This window comes from Chromobacterium indicum, assembly GCF_039708975.1.
GTDB lineage: Bacteria > Pseudomonadota > Gammaproteobacteria > Burkholderiales > Chromobacteriaceae > Chromobacterium > Chromobacterium piscinae.
Window position 1 is genome coordinate 49,695 of record NZ_JAYFSJ010000020.1, and the last position, 17,026, is coordinate 66,720.

21 protein-coding genes are annotated in these 17,026 nt (G+C 66.2%); 7 read left to right on the plus strand and 14 right to left on the minus strand.

The features are described from left to right. Nucleotides 1-48: 48 nt before the first annotated feature. Nucleotides 49-840, minus strand: a complete 792-nt coding sequence (locus tag VA599_RS21640) for an inositol monophosphatase family protein (protein ID WP_104945681.1) — start codon at nucleotides 838-840, stop codon at nucleotides 49-51. 94 nt (nucleotides 841-934) lie between these two features. Here VA599_RS21640 and VA599_RS21645 point away from each other — a divergent pair, with 94 nt between their 5' ends. Continuing rightward, entirely contained in the window at nucleotides 935-1,660 is a 726-nt protein-coding gene (locus tag VA599_RS21645) for a 16S rRNA (uracil(1498)-N(3))-methyltransferase (protein ID WP_346790583.1), read from the plus strand. Between the two features lie 100 nt (nucleotides 1,661-1,760). Here the strand turns inward: VA599_RS21645 and VA599_RS21650 are convergent, their stop codons facing one another. Beyond that, nucleotides 1,761-2,975: an HD-GYP domain-containing protein gene (locus tag VA599_RS21650; protein ID WP_104945679.1), complete on the minus strand. Its 1,215-nt coding sequence runs from the start codon at nucleotides 2,973-2,975 to the stop codon at nucleotides 1,761-1,763. Beyond that, a complete protein-coding gene (locus VA599_RS21655) occupies nucleotides 2,959-3,171 on the minus strand; it encodes a hypothetical protein (protein WP_346790586.1) in 213 nt (70 codons plus the stop codon). The genes VA599_RS21650 and VA599_RS21655 overlap by 17 nt, the downstream gene beginning before the upstream one ends. Nucleotides 3,172-3,378: 207 nt before the next feature. Between VA599_RS21655 and pyrB the strand changes: the two genes are divergently transcribed. The 3 genes from pyrB to VA599_RS21670 all read left to right on the plus strand — a co-directional run bounded on the left by pyrB (nucleotide 3,379) and on the right by VA599_RS21670 (nucleotide 6,258). Next, entirely contained in the window at nucleotides 3,379-4,299 is a 921-nt protein-coding gene (gene pyrB / locus VA599_RS21660) for an aspartate carbamoyltransferase (RefSeq protein WP_021477473.1), read from the plus strand. A 24-nt stretch (nucleotides 4,300-4,323) separates the two neighbouring features. Further along, nucleotides 4,324-4,782 carry an aspartate carbamoyltransferase regulatory subunit gene (pyrI, locus tag VA599_RS21665; protein WP_021477474.1) on the plus strand — a complete coding sequence of 153 codons (459 nt, stop codon included), beginning with the start codon at nucleotides 4,324-4,326 and terminating at the stop codon, nucleotides 4,780-4,782. Nucleotides 4,783-5,028: 246 nt separating this feature from the next. Continuing rightward, nucleotides 5,029-6,258, plus strand: coding sequence for a chloride channel protein (locus tag VA599_RS21670; RefSeq protein ID WP_346790588.1), 1,230 nt, complete (start codon nucleotides 5,029-5,031; stop codon nucleotides 6,256-6,258). On the opposite strand, the gene VA599_RS21675 is transcribed toward VA599_RS21670, so the two are convergent. The 8 genes from VA599_RS21675 to VA599_RS21710 all read right to left on the minus strand — a co-directional run bounded on the left by VA599_RS21675 (nucleotide 6,218) and on the right by VA599_RS21710 (nucleotide 12,153). After that, nucleotides 6,218-6,742, minus strand: coding sequence for a GNAT family N-acetyltransferase (locus VA599_RS21675; protein ID WP_104945675.1), 525 nt, complete (start codon nucleotides 6,740-6,742; stop codon nucleotides 6,218-6,220). The two genes, VA599_RS21670 and VA599_RS21675, sit on opposite strands and share 41 nt — an antisense overlap. A gap of 65 nt (nucleotides 6,743-6,807) precedes the next feature. Next, nucleotides 6,808-7,695, minus strand: a complete 888-nt coding sequence (locus tag VA599_RS21680; RefSeq protein ID WP_346790590.1) for an NYN domain-containing protein — start codon at nucleotides 7,693-7,695, stop codon at nucleotides 6,808-6,810. Between the two features lie 53 nt (nucleotides 7,696-7,748). Beyond that, entirely contained in the window at nucleotides 7,749-8,576 is an 828-nt protein-coding gene (locus VA599_RS21685) for a substrate-binding periplasmic protein (RefSeq protein WP_346790592.1), read from the minus strand. A gap of 204 nt (nucleotides 8,577-8,780) precedes the next feature. Then, nucleotides 8,781-9,323: a DUF2059 domain-containing protein gene (locus VA599_RS21690; RefSeq protein ID WP_021475677.1), complete on the minus strand. Its 543-nt coding sequence runs from the start codon at nucleotides 9,321-9,323 to the stop codon at nucleotides 8,781-8,783. A 78-nt stretch (nucleotides 9,324-9,401) separates the two neighbouring features. After that, entirely contained in the window at nucleotides 9,402-10,343 is a 942-nt protein-coding gene (locus VA599_RS21695) for a substrate-binding domain-containing protein (protein ID WP_104945672.1), read from the minus strand. Between the two features lie 40 nt (nucleotides 10,344-10,383). After that, the gene (locus tag VA599_RS21700; RefSeq protein WP_021475675.1) at nucleotides 10,384-10,974 is read right to left on the minus strand and encodes an alpha/beta hydrolase; all 591 of its coding nucleotides are present in this window, start codon (nucleotides 10,972-10,974) and stop codon (nucleotides 10,384-10,386) included. 107 nt (nucleotides 10,975-11,081) lie between these two features. Then, the gene (locus VA599_RS21705; RefSeq protein WP_346790594.1) at nucleotides 11,082-11,579 is read right to left on the minus strand and encodes a M48 metallopeptidase family protein; all 498 of its coding nucleotides are present in this window, start codon (nucleotides 11,577-11,579) and stop codon (nucleotides 11,082-11,084) included. A gap of 43 nt (nucleotides 11,580-11,622) precedes the next feature. Then, nucleotides 11,623-12,153, minus strand: coding sequence for a GNAT family N-acetyltransferase (locus tag VA599_RS21710; RefSeq protein ID WP_346790596.1), 531 nt, complete (start codon nucleotides 12,151-12,153; stop codon nucleotides 11,623-11,625). Between the two features lie 150 nt (nucleotides 12,154-12,303). Between VA599_RS21710 and VA599_RS21715 the strand changes: the two genes are divergently transcribed. Further along, nucleotides 12,304-12,540, plus strand: coding sequence for a hypothetical protein (locus VA599_RS21715; RefSeq protein WP_152526822.1), 237 nt, complete (start codon nucleotides 12,304-12,306; stop codon nucleotides 12,538-12,540). Here the strand turns inward: VA599_RS21715 and VA599_RS21720 are convergent. After that, entirely contained in the window at nucleotides 12,504-13,040 is a 537-nt protein-coding gene (locus VA599_RS21720) for a YaeQ family protein (protein ID WP_021475672.1), read from the minus strand. The two genes, VA599_RS21715 and VA599_RS21720, sit on opposite strands and share 37 nt — an antisense overlap. Before the next feature lie 74 nt (nucleotides 13,041-13,114). Further along, on the minus strand, nucleotides 13,115-13,786 hold the full coding sequence (locus VA599_RS21725; protein WP_346790599.1) for an MliC family protein: 672 nt from the start codon (nucleotides 13,784-13,786) through the stop codon (nucleotides 13,115-13,117). 236 nt (nucleotides 13,787-14,022) lie between these two features. On the opposite strand from VA599_RS21725, the gene VA599_RS21730 reads away from it, so the two are divergent. Together VA599_RS21730 and VA599_RS21735 are read left to right on the plus strand one after the other, a co-directional pair. Further along, on the plus strand, nucleotides 14,023-15,456 hold the full coding sequence (locus VA599_RS21730; protein ID WP_346790601.1) for a DEAD/DEAH box helicase: 1,434 nt from the start codon (nucleotides 14,023-14,025) through the stop codon (nucleotides 15,454-15,456). 134 nt (nucleotides 15,457-15,590) lie between these two features. Continuing rightward, entirely contained in the window at nucleotides 15,591-16,382 is a 792-nt protein-coding gene (locus tag VA599_RS21735; RefSeq protein WP_021475669.1) for a substrate-binding periplasmic protein, read from the plus strand. Here VA599_RS21735 and VA599_RS21740 read toward each other — a convergent pair. After that, the gene (locus tag VA599_RS21740; RefSeq protein WP_346790603.1) at nucleotides 16,370-16,939 is read right to left on the minus strand and encodes a TetR/AcrR family transcriptional regulator; all 570 of its coding nucleotides are present in this window, start codon (nucleotides 16,937-16,939) and stop codon (nucleotides 16,370-16,372) included. The two genes, VA599_RS21735 and VA599_RS21740, sit on opposite strands and share 13 nt — an antisense overlap. Nucleotides 16,940-17,026: the final 87 nt, after the last annotated feature.

Below are 17,026 nucleotides of genomic sequence, written 5' to 3' on the forward strand. Positions count from 1 at the left end.
GCGGCCGGGAGGCGGTTGCGCGCGCGCGGCATGCCCATGGCGAGGAGGCTACTGGTTGGCGCGCACCCAGCGGTGCCATTGCGAGAACAGTTCCGGCGTGATCGCGCCGATCACCGAGCGTTTCCACACCACGTCGCTCCAGTAGTCGTCGGTGTTGAGGCTGGCCAGGCGGGCGCCGGCTTCTTCGGCGATGACGGCGCCGGCGGCGTAGTCCCACAGCCGCTGGCCGCCGTGCAGGTAGAGGTCGTAGCGGCCGGCGGCCAGGAAGCACCAGTCCAGCGTGCTGGAGCCCATATTGCGCTGGCTGCCGCACGGCGCCACGCTGCCGATGCGGGCCGCCAGCTTGCCGGAACGCAGGTATTTGACCTCCACGCTGGCGATGGCGTCGCCCATGCAGTTATTGATGGTTTTCAGCGGCAGCCGATGGCCGTTCAGCCAGGCGCCCTGGCCGCGGCGGGCGTAGAACATCTCGTCCGACACCGGGTTGTAGATCACGCCCAGCTCGCTGCGGCCATCCACCATCAGGCCGACCGAGATCGCGAAATAGGGCAGGCCGTTGACGAAGTTGGTCGTGCCGTCTATCGGGTCCACCACCCACAGTCCGTCGCGGTTGGCCGCCCACAGCGCGTCCTGTTCGTCGCGCTCCATTTCCTCGCCCAGCACCGGGTGAGGCAGGATGGCCGGCAGGCGTCGCTGCAGTTCTTCCTGGCAGGCGAGATCGGCCTCGGTGAACAGGGTGCCGTCGTCCTTGCGGCTCTTGCCGACGCGCAAAAAGCGCGGCATCACCTCGCGGGCGGCCACGTCGCGTACCAGCTGCATCACCTGTTCTAGCACCTGCATCCTTTTCTCCCTGCGTGGTTTCCGCGCGAAAGCGGTTTGCCGAATGGAGCAAACCTAGCAAAATACCGGTATCAACAGCGACTTTCAATATCCGATGCCAAGGTTTTATCTCGATGCCGACCTCGCGGTCGGCCAGCAGCTGTCCCTGCCCGATGCTGTGGTGCGTCATATCCAAGTATTGCGGCTGAACGCCGGCGACGCCATCACGCTGTTCAACGGCCGCGGCGGCGAGTACCAGGCCGCGCTCTGTGCGGTGATGAAGCGCGACGCGCAATGCGTGGTCGAGCGCTTCGACGGCGTTTCACGTGAAACTCCGTTGTGGCTGGGCCTGGCCCAGGGCATTTCCGGCGGCGACAAGATGGAATTTACGCTGCAAAAGGGCGTGGAGATGGGGGTGTCGGTGTTCCAGCCCATCGCCGCCGGCCGCTCGGTGGTGAAGCTCAGCGGCGAGCGCGCCGACAAGCGCGTCGCGCGCTGGCAGGAGATCGTGATCTCCGCCTGCGAGCAGAGCGGCCGCAACACGGTGCCGCAAGTGCTGCCCATCCTGACGCTGAACGAATGGCTGGCGCGGCGGCAAGAGGCCGATATCCGGCTGATCCTGTCCCCGCGCGGCGACAAGAGCCTGGCCCAACTGGCCGATAGGCCGGCGCGCAGCTGGTTGATGGCGGGGCCGGAGGGCGGTTTTTCCGCGCAGGAGGAAGACGCGGCGCTGGCGGCCGGCTGGACGCCGCTGAAGCTGGGGCCGCGCATCCTGCGCACCGAGACCGCGGCGCTGGCGGCGGTGGCGGCGATGCAGGCGGTGTGGGGGGATTACCGCTAAGGTGCGTCAACCCGGAGGGGAGGCGCGCCGACTATGCCGCCGCGGACGCATGATGGATGCTCGATTGGAACTGCGGCGCGTCGCCTCGGGGCGATGCGCCCTACAGAAAGCGCAGCGGGTCGATGTGCCATTTCTCCGGCGACTCGTGCTTGACGATGCGGTCGCCGCCGCCGAAGCCCATCTTGCGCGATAGGTCGACGATTTCCGGCGCGATGTGGGTATTGCTCTTGGTGCTGAAAAACACTTTCACCTTGGGCGAGACCAGATTGTTGTCGTTCTGCTCGATCACCACGCCCAGCCGGCCGCTCTCCAGCCGCACCAGGGTGCCGATCGGATAGATGCCTATCACCCGCATGAAAGCTTGCACCAGTTCTGGGTTGAAGTGGAATTTCGACCATTCGTAGATCTTGCGCAGCGCGTCGGTCGGCGACATGCCCTGGTGGTAACAGCGTTCGGAGGTGAGGGCGTCGTAGACGTCGACGATGGCCGCCATCTGTCCCAGCTGCGAAATCTGCTCGCCCTTCAGTCCGGCCGGATAGCCGCTGCCGTCGTGGCGCTCGTGGTGCTGGCCGGCCACCAGCACCGCGGTTTCCGAGATGCCGCGGGTGGCGTGCAGAATCTTCTGGCTTTCCACCACGTGGCACTTCATCACCTGGAATTCCTGCTCGGTCAGCTTGCCCGGCTTGTTCAGGATTTCGTTGGGCACTCTCATCTTGCCGATGTCGTGCAGCATGCCGCCGATGCCGGCGTGGTGTATCACTTCCTTGCTCATGCCCAGGCCGTTGCAGAAGCTGACCATCAGCGCGCCGACGCTGACTGAATGCTGGAAAGTGTAGTTGTCCTTGTCCTTGATCCGGCACAGCGACAGCAGCGCGCCGCCGTTGCGCAGAATGGATTCGGTCAGCTTTTCCACCTGCGGCTCCACCTGCTCCAGCTCCACCTGCTTGCCCAGCCGCACGTCCTGCAGGATGTCGCGGACGATCTGGTTGGCCTCGTCGTGGATGACCCGGGCGCGGCCGAATTCCTCGGCCGCCTCCACGCGGCGGACCACCGTGCTCTCGCGGGAGGCGATTTCGCGCAGCTCGCTTTCCAGTTGCTTGCGCACTTCGCCTTCGCTGCGGGCGGAGGGCAGGTCCAGGCCCTTGCGGGTGTCGATGTAGACTTCGTGAATGCCGGCGTCGGCGATTTTCTGGATCTCGCTGTCGTCCTTCACCTTGAAGCGGTTGATCAGAAAGGGGTGGGACATCCAGTCGCAGTTCAGGTCGTGGATGTACATGCCTACTTTTAGCTCGCTGACATCAATGCACTTGATCATGGCGCTTGGCGGCCTGCTGCCGCGGAGTGGAATTCAGCAAATCGTCGCGGTGCGACGGATCGGGCCGGCGCCCTGGCGGACAAGGCGTCTTTTTTTCAGCATCAGCCGGAGCGGGCGGATTTGCAAGAATCCGGCCGCCGAAGGCGATTGCCGCCGCCTCATCCGGGGGCGAGGACTTGCCGAAGGCGGCGATCATGGGATATATTCCCGCAGTTTTGTTCGGAACGGATGTAATGAGACAAGCAGCATGGCAGCGAAGCGGCATCAGCGACACCCTTGCGGGCGGCGCGGCGGCGTTGCTGCGAGGCGCGGCCGTTCCCGACATTCCCGCATTCACGAAAAAAAGCCCCTGACGACAGGGGCTTTTTTTTCGCCCGCAACCGCCAACACGAGGAAAGCGACCATGGCCAATCCACTGTACCGGAAACACATCATCTCCATACCCGACTTCAGCCGCGAGGAACTGGAACTGGTGGTGGACACCGCCGCTCGCCTCAAGCAAAACCCGCGCGGCGACCTGTTGCAGGACAAGTTGGTGGCCAGCTGCTTCTTCGAACCGTCCACCCGCACCCGCTTGTCGTTCGAGACCGCGGTGCAGCGTCTGGGCGGCAACATCATCGGTTTCGCCGACGGCGGCAACACCAGCGCCAAGAAGGGCGAGACGCTGGCCGACTCGATCAAGATCATCAGCTCCTACACCGACGCGGTGGTGATGCGCCATCCGAAAGAGGGCGCGGCGCGCCTGGCCAGCGAGTTCTCGGCGGTGCCGGTGATCAACGGCGGCGATGGTTCCAACCAGCATCCGACCCAGACCTTGCTCGACCTGTTCTCCATCCGCGAGACCCAGGGCCGGCTGGACGGCCTGACCGTCGCCTTCGCCGGCGACCTGAAGTACGGCCGCACCGTGCACTCGCTGGCGCAGGCACTGTCGCTGTTCGGCGCGCGCTTCTACTTCGTGTCGCCGGAAGTGCTGGCGATGCCGGACTATATCTGCGAGGAGCTGGACGAGAAGGGCATTTCTTACACGGTGGCGGCCAGCCTGGAGGAAGTGATTCCCGAGGTGGACGTGCTGTACATGACCCGGGTGCAGCGCGAGCGTTTCGACGAGGCCGAGTTCCGGAAGATCCAGGGCCAGTACGCGCTGCGCGCCGACATGCTGAAGAACGCCCGCCCGGGCATGAAAGTGCTGCATCCGCTGCCGCGTGTCGACGAGATCGCGGTGGACGTGGACGCCACGCCGCACGCCTACTACTTCGAGCAGGCGAAGAACGGTGTCTACGCGCGCCAGGCGCTGTTGTCGCTGGTGTTGAACGAAACCGTGTAATCAGGCAAGCAAAGGACAAAGACCATGCAATACACCCGCACCGTGGAAGCGCTGAAGCAAGGCACCGTGATCGACCACATCCCGGCCGGCGAAGGCGTCAAGATCCTGCGCCTGTTCAAGCTGACCGAAACCGGCGAGCGCGTCACAGTCGGCCTCAATCTGGTCAGCCGCCACATGGGCAGCAAGGACCTGATCAAGGTGGAGAACGTAGCCTTGACCGAGGAGCAGGCCAATGAGCTGGCGCTATTCGCACCGAAAGCGACAGTAAACGTCATCGACAACTTCGAAGTTGTAAAAAAGCATAAATTGACTCTGCCTGACGCGGTGGAGGGCATTTTCTCCTGCCCTAATTCCAACTGCATTTCGCATAATGAGCCGGTGAAGAGTGTCTTCTACGTAAAAACACTGGGGCATGACACAAAAATGAAGTGCAAGTATTGCGAAAAGGTGTTCAGTAGGGATATTGTTGCAGAGGTGCGCTGAGTCGTACAAAGGATGAGATAGAGAAATATCAAGAAAACACTGCATTCGACAGTGGTAGTAAAAATAGGGGAAGCGCCGCGGGAGACCGCGGCGCTTTTCATTTATTGCGACTCGCGACTTGCGGCCGCGGGGAGCGGATACCCGGACGCGGCCGCTGGAGGCGGCCAAACGATGAAGCCATGGTGGCGGCGTCATGCTTTTGTCCTGAATTTGCCGTTGGCTGCCGCATGCGGCGCATTGGGGGCCATGCTGGTGCTAGGCTTTCAATTCGCATTGCATGCGATCGAGCAGGCGCTGAGCGGACGCAGCGGCAGCCTGGTCGAGATCGCGCGGCAACTGGCGCCTTGGCAGCGCGCGCTGGTGCCGGCGCTGGGCGGTCTGCTGGCCGGATTGGTGCTGGAACAGGGGCGGCATCTGTTGCGCGGCGCCGCCGAAGGCGATTACCTGGAGGCGGTGCGGGTCGGCGACGGCCGCCTCAGCCTGCGCCGCACCCTGGTCAACAGCCTCTCTTCCTTGTGCACGGTAGCGAGCGGCGGCTCTATCGGCCGCGAGGGCGCGATGGTGGCGCTGGCCGCGCTGGGCGGCTCGCTGCTGGCCCGGCTGGCATCCCTGGGCTTGCCGCGCCGCCGCCTGCTGGTGGCCTGCGGCATCGCCGCGGGCTGGGCCGCTGCCTATCATGCGCCGCTGGCGGCGGTCGTCTTCGTCTGCGAGGTGGTGTGGCGGCGGCTGGACTGGCGCGCGCTGCCGGCGCTGCTGCTGGCCGCCCTGACCGCCAGCCTCACCGTGGATGGGCTGTTCGGCCTTTCTCCCCTATACCAACCCGCTCCTCTGGCCGCTCCCGATCATCTGGCCCTGGCCGGCTACTGCCTGCTGGCCTTGCTGCTGGGCGCTGCTTCTCCGCTGTTCATGGGCGCGATGGAGCTGGGCCGCCGCGCGCTGGGCAGGCTGAAACTGCGCCTGCCGTGGCGGATGGCCCTGGGCGGGGCGGTGGTGGGCAGCCTGGCCTGGTTCTGGCCGCAGATGTGGGGCAATGGCTACAGCACGGTGTCGTGGCTGTTGGTCAGCGATCCCGGTTGGCAATTGGTGCTGACGCTGCTGGTGTGCAAATTGGTTGCCACCGCGGCCACCAGCGGCTCCGGCGCGGTGGGCGGGATTTTCACGCCGATGCTGTTTGCCGGCGCGGCCGGCGGCGCGCTGGCCGGCCAATTGTTGAACTTGCTGCTGCCGGGCTGGCTGCCGGCGGGCGGGGCGGCATTGGTGGGGATGGCCGCCTTTCTGGCGGCCACCGCGCGCGCGCCGGTGCTGGCGGCGCTGATGCTGATGGAGCTGACCGGCGCCTATGCGATGCTGCCGCCGGTGGCGCTGGCCGCATGGCTGGCGGCCAGGATAAGCCGCCGGGTGGGCGGCCGCGCGCTGTATCAGGACGAGGCGGAGATCAGGCGTCTGGCGCCGGGCCGCTGCTGGCTTCGTCGATGAAGCGCTGCAAGTAGACCAGATCCAGCCAGCGGCCGAACTTGAAGCCGACTTGCGGCAAGCGGCCTACCTGGACGAAGCCCAGTTTTTCGTGGAAGCGGATCGACCCCTCGTTATCGGCGTCGACAGCGCCCAGAATGGTGTGCTTGCCCAGGGCCTGGGCATAGGGGAGCAAGGCCTGCACCAGCGCGGTGCCTATGCCCTGGCCGCGGGCGTCGGCGGTCAGGTGCACGCTGTGTTCGACGGTAAAGCGGTAGCCGGGGCGGGCGCGGAAATCGCCGAAGCTGGAAAAGCCCAGCGCGCGGCCGTTCTCGTCCTCCGCCAGCAGCACCGGGTAGCCAGCGGCGGCGCGGTCCTGGAACCAGATGGCGAACTCCCCCGGCGTCAGCGGATCGTCGTTGTAGACGGCGGTGGTGGTGGCGATCACTTCGTTGTAGATGTCGAGTATCGCAGCCAGGTCTTCAAGAGTGGCTTCACGAATCTGCATGTTCTGTCCTTGCTTGAGGTCGTTCGGGGCCTTGAGCCAAGGCCTGAGCAATTAATGTTCCAGTATTAACCGGGGGTAGCGATTTTCTTGCGCGGGCTGCGCTTCTTGCGCGGCGGCGCGGCGCTTTCCTCGGGAGGGGGCGGCGTCTCGACGGGCGCCGCCGGCTCGATGACGGCGGGCTCGCCATCGTGGCGCAGCCGGATCTCGCTGTGCAGCTTGGAGCCGTTCCGGCTCTCCTGCACCGTCAGGAAGTCCAGTTTCTTCACCATCTGCGACAGGCGGCCATGGCCCCAGTTGCGCGGGTCGAACGAGGGGTCGTTCTTGGCGAGATAGGAGCCGACGGCCGACAGTTCGGCCCAGCCGCTGTCGCGCGCCACCGCCTCGATCGCCGAGGTGAACATGTCTTGCAGCGGGTGTTTTTCCCTGTGCGGCGGGGCCTTGGCGCGCGAGCGGCTGTTGCGGGCCTTGGGCTTGTCCGCCGCCGTCGCCGTCTCTGGTTTCGGCTTGGCCGGCGGCGCCGGGCGCAGGATTTCGGTGAACACGAATTTGTCGCAGGCGGCGATGAAGGGGCGCGGCGTCTTCGATTGCTCGCCCAGGCCGATCACGGTCAGGCCGCCTTCGCGCAGCCGGGTGGCCAAGCGGGTGAAGTCGCTGTCGGAGGATACCAGGCAGAAACCATCGAAATTGCCGGTGTAGAGCAGATCCATCGCGTCGATGATCAGCGCCGAGTCGGTGGAGTTCTTGCCCTTGGTGTAGGCGAACTGCTGCATCGGCGAGATCGCGTACTGGTGCAGCACTTCCTTCCAGCCCTTGAGCTGGGTGGTGGTCCAGTCGCCGTAGGCGCGCTTGACGATGGCGGTTCCGTACTTGGCCACCTCGGCCAGCAGCTCGGCGATCAACGAGGACTGGGCGTTGTCGGCGTCTATCAGCACCGCCAGTTTGCGGTTTTCCATTGAGTCTTTCGGGTAGGGCGACAGCACATGCTATGCCGGGGCTTTCCCGGCTGTCAAAAACTGGCCGACGCCGACTGGCCGCGCGCGGCGTCCAGCACGCGCCCGACGATGCGGTCGACGGTGCCGTCCCGCTTCATGCCCGCCAATGCCTGGTTCAATTCGCGAATGAAGTCCTGTTTGTACGGGAAGCGGCCGTCGTCGCGGTCGGTGAAGCCGACATAACCCTGCTCCTCCGATACCGTCGCCGCCTCGGCCAGCTGGCCGTCGCGGTACAGGCCCTGGCGCTGCAGTTTCGCCAGCTCCATGTCTATCGCCAGCTTGTCGTTCTGGTAGCAATCCAGGTGGCCGCGGATCAGCTTCAGCAGGTTGGTGCGCACGTCCGGCGCCTCTTCCAGTTCGATCCGGCCGAGGTCGACCAGCGCCCAGAAGGCGTTGCCGCCGGGGCGGAAGCCGGCGTTGTTGCCGAAACGGAGGCCCAGGTAATCATTCGGCCAGGCCGGGCGCGGTTGCTTCATCACCGGCACGCGGCAATAGACCACCACTTTTTCGCGCAGCATGGGCAGCGAATAGGGACGCATGAAGGGACGTTCGCCGGGCCGGTAGTAGGGCGGGGACAGCGCCAGCGCGCGGCCGGCCTCCAGTTCCGCCAATCCGCGTTTCCATGGCACCGGATGCAGTTCTATCCGGTAGCCGCGCAGGCGGCTGGAGGCGGCGCGCAGGATGTCGTTGTAGATGCCCCTCGCCTGGCCTGCCGCTTCGTACGAGTAAGGCGGATAGCCGTTGTCGGTCAGGATGGTCACGGTCTGCGGCGCCGCCGCGCAGCTGAAGGACCACAGCATCGGCAACAGTCGGCGGGCGATGGACTGGCGCATCGCGGTCATGCTCCGAGAGAGGAATACCATTGTTATAGCGCGTGGCCGGTGGCGTGGCTTTTGCGTTGGCGAAGGAGACGGCGGAGGCGGCGCGGGCGCGAAGCGGTCGGGCGATTCTGGAAGGTGGAACGCGCGATGAGTCTGGCGGGATGAGCAAAACCAAGCCGGCGCTGCGCGGGAGCGCGCGCGCCGGCTTGGCCTGAGGCGGACGGATTACTTTTTGGCGATGGTTTTGCCGTAGGCTTCGGCGGAGGCCTGCATCTTGGGCAGCAACGCCTTTTCGGCCGACTTCAGCGTTTCGCCGGCGATGCCGTTGATGATTTGCGGCTGCTGCTTCAGCATCTTCTGGCCGGCCGGCGTCTTGTAGAAGGCGTTGATCTGTTTCAGATCGTCGGCGGTGAACTGGGCGCTGAAGTTCTTCACCACGGTCTGTTCGAACTGGGTCTTGACCGCGGCGGAGCCGAAGTAGTCGGCGGCCAGTTTCTGGATGCCGTCGCCGTAGCCCTTCAGGCCGGCTTGCGCTTTCTTCTGCTGGGCTTCGGTCAGCTTGATCTTGTTCTTGACGAAGTATTCCTGCAGCAGCGGCAGCGCGCTGGCGGAGGTGCGCTGCGCCAGTTCCGGCAGCATATTGTCTAGATTCAGGGTGGCGGCCAGTTCCTTGGCTCCGGCTTCCTGGGCGGCGTCGGCGTGAGCCAGCAGCGGCATGGTCAGCAACAGGGCGGCGATGCCGGCCTTGATCGAGCGGGAAGCAAACATGGCAAATCCTTTGATCTGGTAATGGATGTCGAGCCGGCAGTGTGACACCGGCCGGTGCCCAGGTCAAAGCCCATGCGGTCAGGGCTGGGCGGCGGACGGCATCGCCGCCTGCCAGCCCTGGTAGCGGGAGAGGTTGTCGCGGGTGACCAGCCCCACCGGCACGGTCACCTGGCGGGTGGTGGCATCTCCGCTGCGCAGCCTGGCGCCCAGCTTCACCGCTTCGCGGCCTATCAAGTACGGCGACTGGCTGGCGGAGGCGACGATCTGGCCGGACAGCTTCAGCGCGCGTTCGATGTCGGGCGAGCCGTCCACCGAGCCGATCAGCGCCTGCTTGCGGCCGGCCGCGCGCAAGGCTTTCTCGGCGCCCAGAGCCTGGCGGTCGTTGATGGCGAACACTGCGGCCAGATCGGGCCAGCGCAGCAGCGCCTGTTGCATCGCGCGCTGGCCGCCCAGGCTGGAGCCCTGGGCGTTGATGCCGTCGTCGACCGCGTGGATGCGGGGGAAGGCGGCCAGCGCGGCGTGGCAGCCGGCGGCGCGGTCGCTGACCGAGGTGATGGGCGGTCCGCCCTGGACCACCAGCGTGCCGCGGCCGTTCAGGCGTTGGGCCAGATAGCGGCAGACGATCTCGCCGGCTTGGCGGTTGTCCGACTTCACGGTGCCGTCGACGTCGGCGGCGTCGACATCCACCGCCACCACGGTGATGCCGGCGGCGCGCGCCTGGCTCACCAGCGGCGCCACCGCGCGGCTGTCCACCGCGCCCAGCAGGATCAGGTCCACTTTCTGCGCGATCAGCCGGCGCAGCTGTTCCTGCTGCTGTTCCAGCGTGAAATTGGCCGACTGCGAGGTGACGCGCACCTCTGGATTGAGCCGGTGGGCGGCCTGCACCGCGCCGCGCGCCAGCGCCTGGTAGAAGGGGTTGTCCAGCGCGCCGACCGAAATGCCGATCCTGGACAGATTCGCGGCGGCGGCGGGAACGGAGCTGGCGAGCAGGGCGAGGCTGAAAAGCGGAATGCGGGGCATGGCGGGTTGGGCATGGGAGTCGGACTGGTATCAGTCTAGCTCATCCGGTCGCGGTTGCGACTGTCCTGGACTCGAGATGGCGCTGCGCGCGCCAGGCCAGCTGGCGCAGCAGCGGCCAGCCTTCTTCCCACTGCTGGTGCCCGGAGTCGACATTGATGTGGCCGGCATGCTGCAGCCAGGTGATCGGCGCCTGCCAGTAGCCGGCCAGCCGCGCGGCGCGGGCGGTCTTGCAGAAGGGGTCGTTGCTGCTGGCGACGATCTTGGCCGGGAATGGCAGCGCTTGGCGCGGCACCGGGGCGAAATTCATCAGCTCGGCGGGCACGAAGGCGCGCTCGACGTCGGCCGGCGCCACCAGCAGCGCGCCAGCGATGCGCTCCGGGCGCTGGCGCGCGTAGTGGGCGACCGCGATGCAGCCCAGGCTGTGGGCGATCACCAGCGCTGGCTTGACGCAGCGGTCCAGCGCCGCGTCCAGGCCGTCAAGCCAGTCGTCCAGCAGGGGATGGGTCCAGTCGGCGTTGTCGACGCGCCGGGCGCCCAGCCGGCGCTGCCAGTGGCTTTGCCAGTGGCGCGGCCCGGAATTGTTCCAGCCGGGCTGGATGATCAGGTCGAACGGTTGCAGGGTGGCGAACATGGCGGACTCGCGGGAGACGATGGTCTGACTGTAGCGCGGCCGGAATAGCTTGAAAAATAATAAGGAATTGTTTTGTTATTCTCTTGCGCCATAAATGGCACGGCCGCTCAATCCCGCCGCTGCTCGCGCCAGTTCAGCCACAGCCGCAGATCGAACTCCAGCTGGTGGTAGTCGGGCTGCATGTGGCAGCACAGTTGGTAGAAGGCCTTGTCGTGATCGCGCACTTTCAGGTGGGCGAGCTCGTGCACGACGATCATCTGCAGGAAGGGCAGCGGCAGCTCGCGGAACAGCGACGCGATGCGGATCTCGCTCTTGCTCTTCAGCCGGCCTCCCTGCACCCGGGAGATGGTGGTATTGGTGCCCAGCGTGCCCTTCAGCGGATGCTGCTGGTTGTCGTACAGCACCTTGGCCGGCAGCGGCGCGTTTTTCAGGTGGCGCTGCTTCAGCGCGGAGACGAACTGATACAGCGCCTTGTCGGTCTGCACGCCGTGGTCGTCCGGGTACTTGCTGCGCAGCAGGGCGCCGAGCTCGCCGGAATCGAACAGCGCCTGCGCCTGTTGCACCAGGGCGGGCGGGTAATGCGGCAGGTATTTGAGAGTGGGCATGGGGATATTGTAAGGCCGCGGCGGCGATGGGTGTTGCCGCCGCTCAAGCCTTGCCGGCGATCAGGCGCGCGGGATCGGCCCAGCTGTAGCGCAGCGCGGCGGCGCGGGTGCCGGCCGGGGTGTCCACCTCGCGGCGCTCCATCACTTCACCGCCCAGCTTGCCGTAGACGGCGCAGGCGTCGGCATTGCGCTCGTACACCCATAGATAGAGCGGCCGGCCGGGCGCGATCCGCGAAGCCTCGGCCGCGGCGGCGGCCATCAGCGCGCGGCCGATGCCGCGCCCTTGCTGGCCGGGCAGCACGTGCAGATTGTCCAGGTAGACGCCCAGCTCGGGGGCCTCCTCCGGCAGCAGGCAGACGAAGCCGACCGGCTCGCCATCCCAGCAGGCCAGCTGCGCCCAGGGCGGAGAGGCGGCTTCGAAGCGGCCGCGCCACAAGGCCAGCCTTTCGTCAGCGGCGCGCTGGTCCAGATAGTCGTCCGGCAGGATGCCGCGGTAGCTCGCGCGCCAGCTGGCGGCGTGCAGGGCGGCGATGGCGGGGGCGTCTTCGGCATCGGCCGGGCGGAGGGCGAGCATCGTCTGTTCCTTGGCGGGTTTCACGTGGAACAGCATATCGCAGGATGGAAATTTAGGTCTTGTTTATGCGGAGGCGGGCGATTTTTGCCGGAAATTGAGCCGCGGCCGCCTAGCATGGACGGGTGATTCCGTCGCATGGAGAAACATTGGATGGCCATACCCGTCAGAACCGCATTGCGCCGCAGCTGCCGCGAGGCATCCGGCGTGGCGATCCTCAGCCGCCTGCCCGCGAGAAAAGACAGCGGACAGACGCTGCGCCAGCGCCGGCTGCTGGCGGGCATGAGAGCCGTCCGCCATTGCCAGCCTGCCCGCCCCAGTTTGCTGCGACGGCTGGGCGTTTGGCTGGCGCGTCACTTCAGCCGCATCGGCTCCAGCAGGATGGTCTGATCGCCGCAGCTCAGCCACAGCTGGCCGTCCTGGATGGTGGCGGTCAGCTGCATGCTGCGCGTGGCGAGCGCGGCCAGCGACTGCAGCGCGTCGAAGTCGATACGGAACACTTCCAGCTTGTCCAGGCGGGCGAGCTTGCCCTCGTTCTGTCCCCACCACACTTCGCTGGCGCGGCCGCCGTAGCTGTACAGCACCACGCGCTCGGAGCGGGAGCAGGCTTTCTTCAGCCGCTTCTCGTCCGGTTCGCCCAGGTCCACCCACAGCTCGATCTCGTCGGCGTAATTCTTCTGCCACAGCTCCGGCTCGTCGTCTGCGCACAAGCCGCGGGTGAAGGCCAGCGTTTCGCTGGCGTTGAGCGCGAAGGCGGCGATGCGCAGCATCATCCGTTCCAGCGTTTCCGACGGATGCTGGGCCAGCGTCAGCGGATGGGTGGCGTAATAGCCGCGGTCCATGTCGGACAGCGTCAGGGTGGCTTTGTATATGGTGGCGGTCAGGGCCATGGGAATCTTCGCTGAATCGGGTTCGCCCGGCGCGACATTGCGGCAGGGCGTCCGATTCTAACCGCCGGCCGGCGTCAAGGCGAGGGCTGGCTGGTGCATTCCAGCGACTCGCCGCGCCAGTTTACGCTGGCGTCGCGGCCCTTGATCCAGAACTCTACGCCCTGGCCCTGATAGCGCGAGCCGCTGCCGCTCAGTCCCTGGTGGACGATCACCAGCGCGTTGCCGCGCTCCAGCTTGGCGGTGGCGGGGTGGGTGCGGTAGAAGGTGGCGAGGATGGTGGCGCCGGGCTGGCCTCGGCACAGGTAGCGCAGCGGCGTCAGCGATTGGGCCAGGTTCCAGGTGGCTTGCAGCTGGGTGATGCGCAGGATGTAGGTGTCGCCCAGGCACATGTGGGGATCTTCATCCTTCATGCAGTCCTTCAGGCTTTTCACCCAGCGCTTCTGTTCGGCGATCAGCTTGGCCTGCGCGCCGCTGCGGCTTTGCTCGGCCTGGCTCAGGGCTTGGGCGTAAACTTTCTCCAGCCGGTTGTCCAGCCGGGTCAGGCCATCGTCCTGGCACACCATGCTTTCCACCATATTGGCGGGTTGGTCGCAGTGGAAGTCGGTGGCCACCGGCGGCAGCACGGCGGCGGGCGGCGCCGGCGGGACGCCTTCGCCGCCCGCTCGCGCTTGGCCGCTCTTGGCGGCCAGGGCCAGCGTGGGCAGCAGCAAAAACAAGCCTATCAGCCGAGATGGGGCTACGGGCATAATCTATCCTTGAGTACGGCGTATTATAGCGAGCCGGTTTGCCGTCCGCGCGGCGTCATCGGCTTCCTGCGGCCATTCGCTGCGGCGAGTTCCCAATGCCGGCGATTGGCTGTAAACTGCGACGCTTCGCGCGAGTACCAGTCCCGCGCGCCTTTCTCATCATCGAGTTAACCTTCTTTTTCCCGTCAGCCTGGATTGGTCGCAGTTCCTGCGATGGGCCGTCGCAGGAGCATATTATGTCCGATCTTACCTTCGCCGACCTAGGCCTGGCCGACCCTTTGCTGCGCGCTGTCGCCGATACCGGTTATACCACGCCCACTCCGATTCAGGCCCAGGCCATCCCGCAGGTGCTGCAAGGCGGCGACCTGCTGGCCGCGGCCCAGACCGGCACCGGCAAGACCGCGGGCTTCACGCTGCCGTTGCTGCAGTTGCTGATGCGTTCGCCCAGCCACCATGCCGGCCGTCCGCGCGCGCTGGTGCTGACCCCCACCCGCGAGCTGGCCGCCCAGGTGGAAGAGTCGGTGCGCACTTACAGCAAATACCTGCCGTTGAAGTCGCTGGTGATGTTCGGCGGCGTCAACATCAATCCGCAGATCAAGGCGCTGCGCTCGCCGGTAGACATTCTGGTGGCGACGCCGGGCCGCCTGCTGGACCACGTCGGCCAGAAGACCGTCGACTTGTCCGGCGTCGAGATCCTGGTGCTGGACGAAGCCGACCGCATGCTGGACATGGGCTTCATCCACGACATCAAGAAGGTGCTGGCCAAGCTGCCGGCCAAGCGTCAGAACCTGCTGTTCTCGGCCACCTTCTCCGACGAGATCAAGACGCTGGCCGACAAGCTGCTGGACAACCCCAAGCTGGTGGAAGTGGCGCGCCGCAACACCACCAACGAACTGGTGACCCAGAAGGTACACCTGGTTGACCGGGATAAGAAGACCGATCTGTTGATCCACCTCATCCGCGAGCAGAATTGGTTCCAGGTGCTGGTGTTCACCCGCACCAAGCACGGCGCCAACCGCCTGGCTGAGAAGCTGGACAAGATCGGCATCCCGGCCGCCGCCATCCACGGCAACAAGAGCCAGAACGCGCGCACCCGCGCGCTGGCCGACTTCAAGAGCGGCGAGCTGCAAGTGCTGGTCGCCACCGACATCGCCGCGCGCGGTCTGGACATCGATCAGCTGCCGCACGTGGTCAACTTCGAGCTGCCCAACGTGTCGGAAGACTACGTGCACCGCATCGGCCGCACCGGCCGCGCCGGCACGCCGGGCGAAGCGCTGTCGCTGGTTTGCGTCGACGAGTTCAGCTTCCTGCGCGACATCGAAAAGCTGATCAAGATGTCGATCGAGCGCTTCACCGTGCCGGGCTTCGAGGCCGATCTCAACGTCAAGCCGGAGCCGATTCCGATGGGCGGCGGCGCGCGCGGCCGCGGACAAGGCCAGGGTGGACGGGGCGGCCAGGGGCAAGGCCAACACCGCGGCCAGGGGCAGGGCCAGTCGCGCAACGCGCCGGCCAAACCGCGCCACCAGACCGAAAGCAAGCCGGCGGGCCATGGCCGCAACGGCGGCCCGCGCCAGGGGCAGGGCGCCGGCCAGGGCGCCGGCCAGGGCGGTCGCGCCGCCAAGCCGTCCGCGCCGAAGTCCGCGCTGTTCAGCCCGCCGAAAGGCCGTTAAACCGGCCTCGGTGTGAATTGCACCGAAAAGGTTCGCATTGATGCATATCGCATTGACGGTTATGCTCGCCTGGAGACTGTCCGCAGCATATAAAACAAGGACGGCTCCGGGCATTTTGCAAGATCGGGAATACGATGCGATACCACGGCTTGGCGCTGGGTATCCTGAGCTGGGCCGCGCTGCTGGCGGCTCCGGTTGAGGCTGCCCAACGCCTCAAAATCACTCTCTCCAATCAGGAATGGCCGCCGTACATGGGCCAGGAGCTGCCTTACGACGGCATTCTGTCGCGGCTGGTGAAGGAAGCCTTCGCCCGCGGCGGCGTCGATGTCGCCTTCCGCTATTACCCCAACAACCGCACGCTGCAGTCGGCCCGCAACGGCCAGGTGGACGGCAGCTTCGGCTGGGCGCCGACCGCGGAGCGCAAGCGCGACTTGCTGTACACCTCGCCGGTGTTGTCGGCGCGCATGGTGTTTTACCAACGCAAGAGCCACAAGCTGGACTGGAGCCGCTGGGCCGAGCTCAAGGGCGCCCGCGTCGGCGTCACCGTCGGCAACTACTATTCCGACGATTTCGACGCCCAGGCCAAGAACGGGATCTTGGCGGTGGACAGCGCGCCGGATGACCTGGTCAACCTGCGCAAGCTGTTGGCCGGCCGCATCGATCTGTTTCCCATCGATCTGGAAGTGGGCCGTTACCTGATCGCCCATCATTTCCCGCCGGCCCAGGGCGCGCAGCTGGAGGCGCAGAGCCGCTCGTTCTGGTCGGCGCCGCTGCATGTGGTGATCTGGCGCAAGCACGCGCAGGGCAAGGAGCTGGTGGAGCGCTTCAACCGCGGCCTGAAGGTCTTGCAGGACAGCGGCGACTTCGACCGCTTGCTGCAGGAAACCCGCGAAGCCTGTTTGCAGCCGCGCGCCTACTCGCCCTGAGCGCGCAGCGCGGCGCGCGCCTCGTCCAGAAACCGCTGCGACAGTTCGGCGTCGGGCACCGCCCTGGCCAGCAGCAGCGCCCCCACCATCATCGCCAGGCTGGCTTCGGGCGCAGGCCCCGCGCCGTCCCGGCGCTTGGCGTCTTCCAGTTGCGCCAGCAGCGGGCCGAGGCCGGCGGCGAACGCCCGGCGCACGCCGGCGTCCTGGCGCGCTATCTCGCCCGCCAGCGCCGCCGCCGCGCAGCCCGAGTCGGGAAAGTCGCGGTGGGCGGGGCTCAGGTAGTGGTCGGCCAGCGCGGCCAGGCATCCGCCGTCCGCGCTGTTTTCCAGCAGCGGCCGCCATTGTTCCGCCATCTGCCTCTGCGCTTCTCTGCAGGCGGCGGCCACCAGTTCGTCCTTGCCGGAAAAGTGGGCGTAGAAGCCGCCGTGGGTCAGGCCCAGGTCGGCCATCAGGTTGGCGATGCCGACGCCGGCCAGTCCTTCGGCGCGAAAGCGCAGCGCGGCCATCGCCACGATGCGCCGGCGGGTCTGGGCCTTGTGCGAATCCGGATAGCGCATGCCGTCTCCCGGCAGTTCAGATGATTCTCATAATATAAACAAGCCGGCGCGATGCCGGAGCCGGCCGGCGCTGCTATCAATAAAGCA

Excerpts from the sequence above, each read along its gene's own strand:
- VA599_RS21640 (WP_104945681.1), bottom strand. The coding sequence starts at position 840 with ATGCAGGTGCTAGAACAGGTGATGCAGCTGGTACGCGACGTGGCCGCC.
- VA599_RS21645 (WP_346790583.1), top strand. The coding sequence starts at position 935 with ATGCCAAGGTTTTATCTCGATGCCGACCTCGCGGTCGGCCAGCAGCTG.
- VA599_RS21650 (WP_104945679.1), bottom strand. The coding sequence starts at position 2,975 with ATGATCAAGTGCATTGATGTCAGCGAGCTAAAAGTAGGCATGTACATC.
- VA599_RS21655 (WP_346790586.1), bottom strand. The coding sequence starts at position 3,171 with ATGATCGCCGCCTTCGGCAAGTCCTCGCCCCCGGATGAGGCGGCGGCA.
- pyrB (WP_021477473.1), top strand. The coding sequence starts at position 3,379 with ATGGCCAATCCACTGTACCGGAAACACATCATCTCCATACCCGACTTC.
- pyrI (WP_021477474.1), top strand. The coding sequence starts at position 4,324 with ATGCAATACACCCGCACCGTGGAAGCGCTGAAGCAAGGCACCGTGATC.
- VA599_RS21670 (WP_346790588.1), top strand. The coding sequence starts at position 5,029 with ATGCTGGTGCTAGGCTTTCAATTCGCATTGCATGCGATCGAGCAGGCG.
- VA599_RS21675 (WP_104945675.1), bottom strand. The coding sequence starts at position 6,742 with ATGCAGATTCGTGAAGCCACTCTTGAAGACCTGGCTGCGATACTCGAC.
- VA599_RS21680 (WP_346790590.1), bottom strand. The coding sequence starts at position 7,695 with ATGGAAAACCGCAAACTGGCGGTGCTGATAGACGCCGACAACGCCCAG.
- VA599_RS21685 (WP_346790592.1), bottom strand. The coding sequence starts at position 8,576 with ATGACCGCGATGCGCCAGTCCATCGCCCGCCGACTGTTGCCGATGCTG.
- VA599_RS21690 (WP_021475677.1), bottom strand. The coding sequence starts at position 9,323 with ATGTTTGCTTCCCGCTCGATCAAGGCCGGCATCGCCGCCCTGTTGCTG.
- VA599_RS21695 (WP_104945672.1), bottom strand. The coding sequence starts at position 10,343 with ATGCCCCGCATTCCGCTTTTCAGCCTCGCCCTGCTCGCCAGCTCCGTT.
- VA599_RS21700 (WP_021475675.1), bottom strand. The coding sequence starts at position 10,974 with ATGTTCGCCACCCTGCAACCGTTCGACCTGATCATCCAGCCCGGCTGG.
- VA599_RS21705 (WP_346790594.1), bottom strand. The coding sequence starts at position 11,579 with ATGCCCACTCTCAAATACCTGCCGCATTACCCGCCCGCCCTGGTGCAA.
- VA599_RS21710 (WP_346790596.1), bottom strand. The coding sequence starts at position 12,153 with ATGCTCGCCCTCCGCCCGGCCGATGCCGAAGACGCCCCCGCCATCGCC.
- VA599_RS21715 (WP_152526822.1), top strand. The coding sequence starts at position 12,304 with ATGGCCATACCCGTCAGAACCGCATTGCGCCGCAGCTGCCGCGAGGCA.
- VA599_RS21720 (WP_021475672.1), bottom strand. The coding sequence starts at position 13,040 with ATGGCCCTGACCGCCACCATATACAAAGCCACCCTGACGCTGTCCGAC.
- VA599_RS21725 (WP_346790599.1), bottom strand. The coding sequence starts at position 13,786 with ATGCCCGTAGCCCCATCTCGGCTGATAGGCTTGTTTTTGCTGCTGCCC.
- VA599_RS21730 (WP_346790601.1), top strand. The coding sequence starts at position 14,023 with ATGTCCGATCTTACCTTCGCCGACCTAGGCCTGGCCGACCCTTTGCTG.
- VA599_RS21735 (WP_021475669.1), top strand. The coding sequence starts at position 15,591 with ATGCGATACCACGGCTTGGCGCTGGGTATCCTGAGCTGGGCCGCGCTG.
- VA599_RS21740 (WP_346790603.1), bottom strand. The coding sequence starts at position 16,939 with ATGCGCTATCCGGATTCGCACAAGGCCCAGACCCGCCGGCGCATCGTG.